The organism is Methylobacterium sp. E-045 (assembly GCF_022829685.1).
Taxonomy (GTDB): domain Bacteria; phylum Pseudomonadota; class Alphaproteobacteria; order Rhizobiales; family Beijerinckiaceae; genus Methylobacterium.
Window position 1 is genome coordinate 23,213 of the sequence record NZ_JAKSYE010000008.1, and the last position, 7,307, is coordinate 30,519.

The window sequence follows — 7,307 nt, forward strand, 5'->3', positions numbered from 1 at the left end:
GTGACGTGAAGGGTACGAAAGCCGGCATGACGCCGCCGGCCGGGCGATAGGAATCAGGCCGCGAGCTGGCTGGCGGGCTGCGCGGGCGGAGCGGCCATCGCCGCCACCTTCGCGAAGCCATCGATGTGGTCGTGCTGGATCAGCGCCGATTCCCGCTCGGCCTTGGCCTGCTTCAGGTTGGCGCCGGCGGTGAGGTCCTGGATCTTCGCCACGGCGGTCTGCATGGCGACCTGCTGCTGTTGCTCGGCCTGCGGATCAGTCGGAGCCTGCGCGAGCAGGTCGCGCATCTTGGCGACGAACGAGGCCGGGAACGGCGAGTAGGGCAGCACCTCGAGGAGGACCTGCGGAGTGATCATGTCCTTGATGACCGGGAAGACGCTCGTGAACGTCGACCAGATCACCTCCTTTTGGTTCGGCGAGGACGGCATATCGTCGATGATGACGTCGTAATCGCCGATGGTCTGGTCGCGCAGGAGAGGCATGACACGGGTGGCACCGTCACCGACGATGCGCACCAGGCGCCCATCCGAGAGGAAGTTTTGGATGAAGTAGAGGCGCACCCGGCCGATGTGCTTGCGGGCGCGCCGCAGGGAATCGAACAGGGTGGCGAGGATCGTCATCGCGGCCTGCTTGCGCTGATACTCCAGCACCCCGGCCTGTTCCTGCTGCTTCTGGCCGAGCAGTTCGAGGTTCACGCCCGAGGAATCGCGGATCGACATGATCGCGAACTCCATGAGCTGGTAATGGCCGGCGGGCAGCTGGGGCAGCTCCTTCGGCTTCATCCGACCGCTGTTCAGCACGCCGTCGGCCACCCACGTCACCGCACCGGGCTTGGCGTAGCTCGCCTCGAACTCGGCCTGATCCGGGACGGCGCCCGTCTCCATCAGGATGCCGCCCTTCGCCTGGCGGTTGAGCATGTCCATGGTCTGGGACAGCCACTTGTTCGCGTAGCGCTGCGGGTCCTTCATCATCCGGACGATGCCGAACCAGGTCCCTTTGTTGTGGTCGCGGTCGCCCGTCATGCAGGCGTAGGAGAAGCGGTCGCCGGCCGGGGCCTCGCCCTCTTCCAGCACGGTCCCGCCGATGAAGGCCCGGCGATAGACGCGCTTGGTGATGCTATGGGTCTGCAGGGTGATGCCCATGGCAGAGGCACGGCGCACGAGGACGGACGCCTTGCCCGGATCCATCTCTGTCACCTCGCCGGTACCGGGATCGCTGACAGCGGTGACGCGGCGACGCTCCCACCACTGGCATTCGACGATGGTCACCCGCGACGTACCTTCCTGCGCGGAGCCGGGACGGTCGATGCGGCTATCACCGGGCTGCAGGCCGGCATGCTGGTCGCCGTCGCGGTCCTCGGCCCAGGCGGCATTGAGGTCGGCCGGGTCGGCATCGGGGAACAGCCCCTCGGCCTCGGCACGGTCCATGGATTTCGCACGGAAGATCCTGCGCGCATCGGCGAGGTTCCGCTTCCGCGCCGTCGAGTCCCAGACCATTTCGAGGGGGTCGACGCGGTCCTCGACATAGGCGCCGTCGGGATCGAGTTCGTAATCGAGCCGCATCTCGACCCAGCCCATGCCGGTGATCGCGACGTCGACGAAGGCGTCCGATTCTTCGTCCTCCGCTTCGGCCTCGTCGGCGAGGTAGCGACCGGCCTCGGTCAGCACCTCGTTCTTGGCCGCGTCCCCGATCTCACGGGGCAGGTACTGGATGTCGAGGCGCGCGTTCACCTCGGAGCCCGCCACCGCCTTGATGATCGGCAGCATGCGGTTGAACGTGATCGGCGGGCGGCCCTGCTCGCGCAGGACAGCCTCATCCGCAGCGGACCACTGGCGGCCGGCCACGAAGTCATAGTCCTCGCGCGCCTCTTCGCGCCACCGAGAGGACGCATCACGGTCGACGCGGAACCAGCCCTTGAGCTTGCTCGCCAGCGCGTCGCGATCGAGCGCCTGGCTCTCACGCGCAGCGGTCTCGTCGCCGGGCATGGCGCCGCGATCGGCGTCGGTATCCGTCATGTCGCCCATGCCGATCCTGATGGTTGCGAGGCGCGACGCCTGATGCGCGCGTAGCGGTCTTGGGGCCCGGTCTCGGGCTTCGCGGGCGCCTGAGGCTCGGCGATCCCGACCGCGAAGTAGCGGAAGGCGTCCGCGCCGTGGCTGGCCCAATCGTGCAGCGGGTTCTTCGAGAACTGCTGCGTGGCTTCGTCGACCTCGTAGCGATAGTTACGCAGGGCCTGGAGCCCGTCGGCGCAGAGATCCTCATCGAACCAGCACCGCGAGAAGAGCAGGCGGGCCGCGTCGATGCCGGCGGCGATCGTCAGCTTCGGGACGATCCGGGCGCGATACCCGGCGTCCCACGTCTGCTGTTCGATGGTACGCTTCGAGGCCAGCAACTGGTTTTGCGCGTCGTGCGGCAGCCAGAGCTCGCCGTACACGTATCCACGCTCTTCCTCGTAAGCCTTGAGCTTGTCGAGGTAGTGCTCCCAGTGCTCGCCGCGATTCTCGTAGTAGCCGATCAGCCGGAACTCGAACCCGACGACCTGCGCAAACCAGACCGCTGTCTTATCGGCGCGGCCCAAATCGAAGAAGGCGTGAACCGGCACCGCAGGCTCGAACGGGACCTTGCAGAATCGCCCCGCAGCGTTCGCCGCCAGGATCTGATTCGCGTAGATCGCGCCGTCCAGAACCTGCTTGCAGTGCCCTTCCCAGACCGTCTCGTACCCGATCGGGTCGCGGGCCTTCAGGTCTAGCGCTTCTTGCTGCAGCTCCGCGGGAAACCAGGGATTGTCGTACCAATTGATGGTCGCGACTTCCGAGTTCGTCGGCGGGTGCGTGATGAACCGCTTGTAGGTCTCGTCTTCGGCCAGCTCCGGGTTGAAGCTGATCCAGATCTCGGAGCCAGGCTTGCGGATCGTCGGGACGAGCGTGTCCCACGAGGATTTCGAGACGGTGCGGGCCTCTTCGACCCAGCAGATGTCGACGCCCTCGTAGGATTTGATCTTCGTGACGTTGTGCCGGAGCCCCTCGAAAGAGAACTCCGTTCCATTCGCGCCGGTGATGCGCGTGTTCTGGACCTCGTAGAAGGGGCTCAGTCCGAGCTTCTCGATCTGATCCTTCAGCAGCGCGTGCACGCTGTCGGCCGTCGAGTTCTGAAACTCGCGGGCGCAGAGAACGCGGACCTTGCGCTGGGACCCGATGAGGAGGAGCGCGCGGGCGAAGGCCCAGGACTTCCCACCGCCGCGTCCGCCCTTCGCGATCTTGTAGCGCTTCGGCTGGAACAGGAACGCGAGCTTGCGCGGGAACTCAGCTCGGCTTGCCGGGACCGTCGATGAAGGTGACGGCGATACCGCCGGAGAGGAGGGAAGCGCCATCCTTACCGCTCACCTCGTTCTGTCGCTTGTTCGTGAAGGCGTCACCGCATTCCTTCGCGACCTGCTCCAGGAGCGAGGCGACGAAGACCATGTTGCCCTGGCGCTCGGCCTTCTCGGCGAGGCGGGCGAGGGTGCGGAGGCGGACGGCCTTGTGCGAGATGCCGATGCGCGCCGTATCGGTCAGGAACTCGGCGCGAGTCTCATCGAATACGGCCCGGTACACCTCGGAGAGTGACCGGCCGGCGCGCTTCGTCGGGTCGTAGCCCTCGACGGCTTGGCGCGACACGTCGAGGCCGAACTCCTCTTTGACAGCCTTCGCTACGTCGGAGGGGCTATCGAAGCATGCAAGCTGTTGAACGATGAAGGTTTTCACCTCATCGGAGAGGGTACTCATGACCGCATTCCCGTCAAAGCCCCGTCAAAGCTTGTGGCCGCAGGTCCCGCAGGCGCCAGCGATCGCCGTCTCGCAGATGATGGGCCCACGGTTCGCAGCCTCGACGAGGGCGGCCGTCCTGCCGGCAGCAGCGCCGACGCCGTAGCGGGCGACGACACCGACGAACTCCTCGACGTCGTGGCCACGGATCTCGAAGACGGGGAGACCGGTCGTCTTCGAGAAGCGAGGAGCGCCCCAACGATCCTTGGCCTGGCCAGCGTGATAGAGCTCGTGCTCGACGAGGCTGCAGAACGTGGCGTCGTCGCACTGGTCGGCAAAGCCAGCGTCGAAGGTCAGCAGGAAGTGCGGCATCGAGCCGAACCACCCGGTGATCTGTTGCTCGAACCGGGCCTTCGCCCAGCGATTACCCATGAACGCGGTCGTCTCGCACATGCCGACGACGCTGTTGCCCTGACGGGCGTTCGGGACGGCACACCAGAGGGTCCCAAGCTGCGCGCTGCGCAGATGGAGGTGATCCTCGTTCAGGAGCGGCGCATCCTCATCGATGAAGGTAGCGCGAATCCAGGCGAGCAGGTCGTGATCGGGCCGGACCGGCATGGCCGTGCATGCGCCGTCGGGCCCGAGCAGGTCCTCCGGAGGGCGCGGCCGGGTAAGCATCAGCCCTTTCGACGCTCGCAGGCGACCTTGTGGAACTCGCCCGGGCCCAGGGTCAGATGCGTGGCCAGCACCGGGCCGACCTGCGCACATTCCGTGACCTGCGCGACCGGCTGGACGAGCATGTCGAGGGCGTTGTCGCGCGAGCAGTCCGAGCCGGCGATGCCGGCGGCGCAGACGAGGACGACGGCAAGGAATCCAGTCATGCGCTGGGCAGCCCGTCGATAGCGGTGCAGCGGGCGCGGATGACGCGCGGGTCACCCGGAAGGCCGAAGCGCTCGATGTTCGCGGCGCGACCCTGGCAGGCGTAGCGACCGCCCCACACACGGGGGGAGGCGGCGAGCGGGCGGCATACCGTGCCGCGGCAGGCCTCGGCCTCGATGCGATAGCCGATGGTCTCGGCGTGCGCCGGCTTCGGGATGAACAGATGCACCCACAGCACGATGGCGCCGACGATCGCGAGGATGGCCGGGATGCGCCACAGATCGTTGACCGGCGGCGGCGAGGGGGAGGCGGTGTTGGTCATCAGTGCACCGTCAGCGAGATCGGATAGCCCCAGGCGGTCGGCGCGGGAGGGCGCGGCCGCATGGCCGAGAGGGCGAGGCCGGCGAGGACGAGGAGAGCACAGAGGCGGGGCATCAGGCGGCCTCACCACGGGTCAGTTCGCGGCCCAGGCGGATCACGCGCATGGGCGGGAAGTCCGGCCGCTTGGCGGGACGGGGGGCGGGCTTGCCGAGCAGCCGGCGGATCAGGGCGGTGTACGTCACGGGCGGAGCCTCACCATGTTCGCGCGGCGGTGCTCGCGCTGGTCGGAGCGGGTGCGGATCTCGTCCGCGATGACGGTGGCGATGCGCTCGCGGAGCGGGTTGCGCGCGATGGTGGCGAAGGCCTCGAAGTCGACGGCGGCCCGCTCGGCAGTGGCGACGGTCGGACCGACCATGGCGGCGAGCAGCTCCTCGACCTGATCGAGGAGCGCGGCGGCGGTGAGCGTCATGCGTCGGTCCTCAGGGTGTACTCATCGGTGCGCACCGCGCCGCCGGGGATGAAGGTGATCTGCAGTTCGCTCGGCCGGTCCTTGTCTTGCTGGACGGTGGCGAGGGTGGCGAAGACATCGACCCACTGCGCCGGGGTCGGGCGGCCGGCCTCGACGCCGAGGGCGAAGCCGTCGAGCCAGACGAGGAAGTCGCGCGGGCTCATCAGCGCACCCGAACGACGGGGAGGGCCTGCGCGACGACGAAGTCCCAGGCCTGCGCGGAGGCGCCGAAGGCCACGGCCTCGGCACGCTCCGGTGTCCACACAAGGCGGGTGCCGGCGAGTGAGGCGAACAGCGGCGCAGCGTCGAGGCTCGACGCGAGTTCGATGCGGTAGCGCTGGGTCACGGGAGCCTCGCATGCCCAACAAAAAACCCGCCGAAGCGGGTTGGGGGTGGTCAGAGGATGGGGGCGTGCGTGCCCGGTCTCAGTACGTGCTGTTCGGCCCCGCCGAAGCGGAAGAGATACTCGACGTTTCCGGCATACTTCGGGTTGTCGAGCAGGTAGTGGACGCCGCCAGCGCGCCATGCCCCGCCTTTCGGCGAAGGGATTGCGTCGGTGTTCAATCCGTCGGCGATATCAGCCAGCTTCCGACCTGCGGCACGCTCTGCGAAAATACGGCGCACCACCTCGGCCTCTTCCGGCACGATCACAAGCTGACGGTCCTGATCGTGGGTGTATCCGTATGGAGCCCGACCACCAGCGAAGCCGCCCTTTTCCGCCTTTTCCTTCCGGCCACCCATGGTGCGCTCGGTGATGGTGATCCGCTCTTGGGCCGCCATGCTGGCAAGCACCGTGAAGATCATTTCCCCCATCGGCGTCGACGTATCGATCGGCTCGGTAACGCTGCGCACCACGATACCGAAGCGATCGCGCATCTCGTGTACGGTGGTCACCGCGTGAAGCACGTTCCTCGCGAGGCGGTCGAACTTGTAGACCAGGAGTACGGTGAAGGCGTTCTCCTCAGCGAGTTCCAAGACGCGAGTGAATCCGGGGCGAGATGCTGGTGCGACAGCCCCAGACACGCCCGCCTCGCGGATCACATCCACCAGATCGTAGCCTTGGCTCTCCGCAAATGCCCGCACGGCACGCTCTTGAGCGTCGATTCCGTGCCCATCCGACACCTGACCTTCCGTCGAAACCCTCAGGTATCCAACAACCTTCAACTTTGCGTCAGATATTACTTTGGTCTGCTTCGTTGAGCGGCCCTTTAGGCGCTTGATACGAGATGACCCCTGCATGGTATTTCGATCCGGGTTCCGCCAAGATTTCGGAAGTCTACAACAGTCGGATTTCCGAATGGAGCGGTATGTCTGTGATTTCGGAAAAAAGCCCGGATTTAGCTACGAAATGAGCTCTCGCGTGCTCAATCCCGAAACAGGCGTTCCGATTTCTCGTTCAGGCGGTCGCCACGACCCGCTTCGGCCGGCCGCGAAACGCGACAACGGTGCGGGAGCCGGGGAGCGAACCAGCCTGAAAAGAGCCGAGGACCGGACGGCGCGGCGCGGTCTCGCGCGGCACTTCGGTCCCGGTCAGGTCGCGGTAGAGACGGCGAAGGCCGGCGCGGAGCTCGTCTTGCGTCTGCATGCACTGCTCGACGGTGTACCGATGCCCCGGAACCCGGAGGCGGTCGGCCTGGCGGAGAAGGTCGGCGACCCGCTCGGCTTGCTCGCGATCCGTCGTCATCGGGTTCCGATCATGGCAGATTTGTCCGCGCACGTCTTCGGCCTCAACGCCTAAGCTGTTGAGCCGGTTCGTGGTCGGAGCTGTGAAACGGTCCCGGCGGCGGCAAACACGTTAGCGGCCAGCCGGGCGAAGCGTTCCTGATGCGACCCTGACCCCCGAACGCTTGAAGTCG

The 7,307-nt window shown here is 66.6% G+C and carries 12 protein-coding genes; 1 reads left to right on the forward strand and 11 read right to left on the reverse strand.

Annotated features, from left to right (window positions below):
• Positions 1-53: 53 nt before the first annotated feature.
• From MKK51_RS00520 to MKK51_RS00565, 11 genes are all read right to left on the reverse strand, one after another.
• Complete coding sequence (locus tag MKK51_RS00520; RefSeq protein ID WP_243974330.1) at positions 54-2,015, reverse strand: portal protein; 1,962 nt, start codon at positions 2,013-2,015, stop codon at positions 54-56.
• A complete protein-coding gene (locus MKK51_RS00525) occupies positions 2,012-3,370 on the reverse strand; it encodes a PBSX family phage terminase large subunit (protein ID WP_243974332.1) in 1,359 nt (452 codons plus the stop codon). The genes MKK51_RS00520 and MKK51_RS00525 overlap by 4 nt, the downstream gene beginning before the upstream one ends.
• Positions 3,303-3,764, reverse strand: coding sequence for a DUF2280 domain-containing protein (locus MKK51_RS00530; RefSeq protein WP_243974333.1), 462 nt, complete (start codon positions 3,762-3,764; stop codon positions 3,303-3,305). Before MKK51_RS00530 ends, MKK51_RS00525 begins: the two co-directional genes overlap by 68 nt.
• Before the next feature lie 24 nt (positions 3,765-3,788).
• A complete protein-coding gene (locus MKK51_RS00535; RefSeq protein WP_243974334.1) occupies positions 3,789-4,421 on the reverse strand; it encodes a putative metallopeptidase in 633 nt (210 codons plus the stop codon).
• Positions 4,421-4,624, reverse strand: a complete 204-nt coding sequence (locus MKK51_RS00540) for a hypothetical protein (RefSeq protein WP_243974335.1) — start codon at positions 4,622-4,624, stop codon at positions 4,421-4,423. Before MKK51_RS00540 ends, MKK51_RS00535 begins: the two co-directional genes overlap by 1 nt.
• On the reverse strand, positions 4,621-4,944 hold the full coding sequence (locus MKK51_RS00545; protein WP_243974336.1) for a hypothetical protein: 324 nt from the start codon (positions 4,942-4,944) through the stop codon (positions 4,621-4,623). Before MKK51_RS00545 ends, MKK51_RS00540 begins: the two co-directional genes overlap by 4 nt.
• Before the next feature lie 112 nt (positions 4,945-5,056).
• Positions 5,057-5,185, reverse strand: a complete 129-nt coding sequence (locus MKK51_RS27080) for a hypothetical protein (protein WP_279600901.1) — start codon at positions 5,183-5,185, stop codon at positions 5,057-5,059.
• Positions 5,182-5,412 carry a hypothetical protein gene (locus MKK51_RS00550; protein WP_243974337.1) on the reverse strand — a complete coding sequence of 77 codons (231 nt, stop codon included), beginning with the start codon at positions 5,410-5,412 and terminating at the stop codon, positions 5,182-5,184. The genes MKK51_RS27080 and MKK51_RS00550 overlap by 4 nt, the downstream gene beginning before the upstream one ends.
• Positions 5,409-5,615 (reverse strand): hypothetical protein, encoded by a 207-nt coding sequence (locus tag MKK51_RS00555; protein WP_243974338.1) that lies wholly within the window; start codon positions 5,613-5,615, stop codon positions 5,409-5,411. Before MKK51_RS00555 ends, MKK51_RS00550 begins: the two co-directional genes overlap by 4 nt.
• Positions 5,615-5,797 (reverse strand): hypothetical protein, encoded by a 183-nt coding sequence (locus MKK51_RS00560; RefSeq protein WP_243974339.1) that lies wholly within the window; start codon positions 5,795-5,797, stop codon positions 5,615-5,617. The genes MKK51_RS00555 and MKK51_RS00560 overlap by 1 nt, the downstream gene beginning before the upstream one ends.
• Before the next feature lie 50 nt (positions 5,798-5,847).
• Entirely contained in the window at positions 5,848-6,690 is an 843-nt protein-coding gene (locus tag MKK51_RS00565; RefSeq protein ID WP_243974340.1) for a recombinase family protein, read from the reverse strand.
• A 58-nt stretch (positions 6,691-6,748) separates the two neighbouring features.
• Between MKK51_RS00565 and MKK51_RS00570 the strand changes: the two genes are divergently transcribed.
• Positions 6,749-7,189 (forward strand): hypothetical protein, encoded by a 441-nt coding sequence (locus tag MKK51_RS00570; RefSeq protein ID WP_243974341.1) that lies wholly within the window; start codon positions 6,749-6,751, stop codon positions 7,187-7,189.
• The last annotated feature ends 118 nt before the right edge of the window (positions 7,190-7,307 follow it).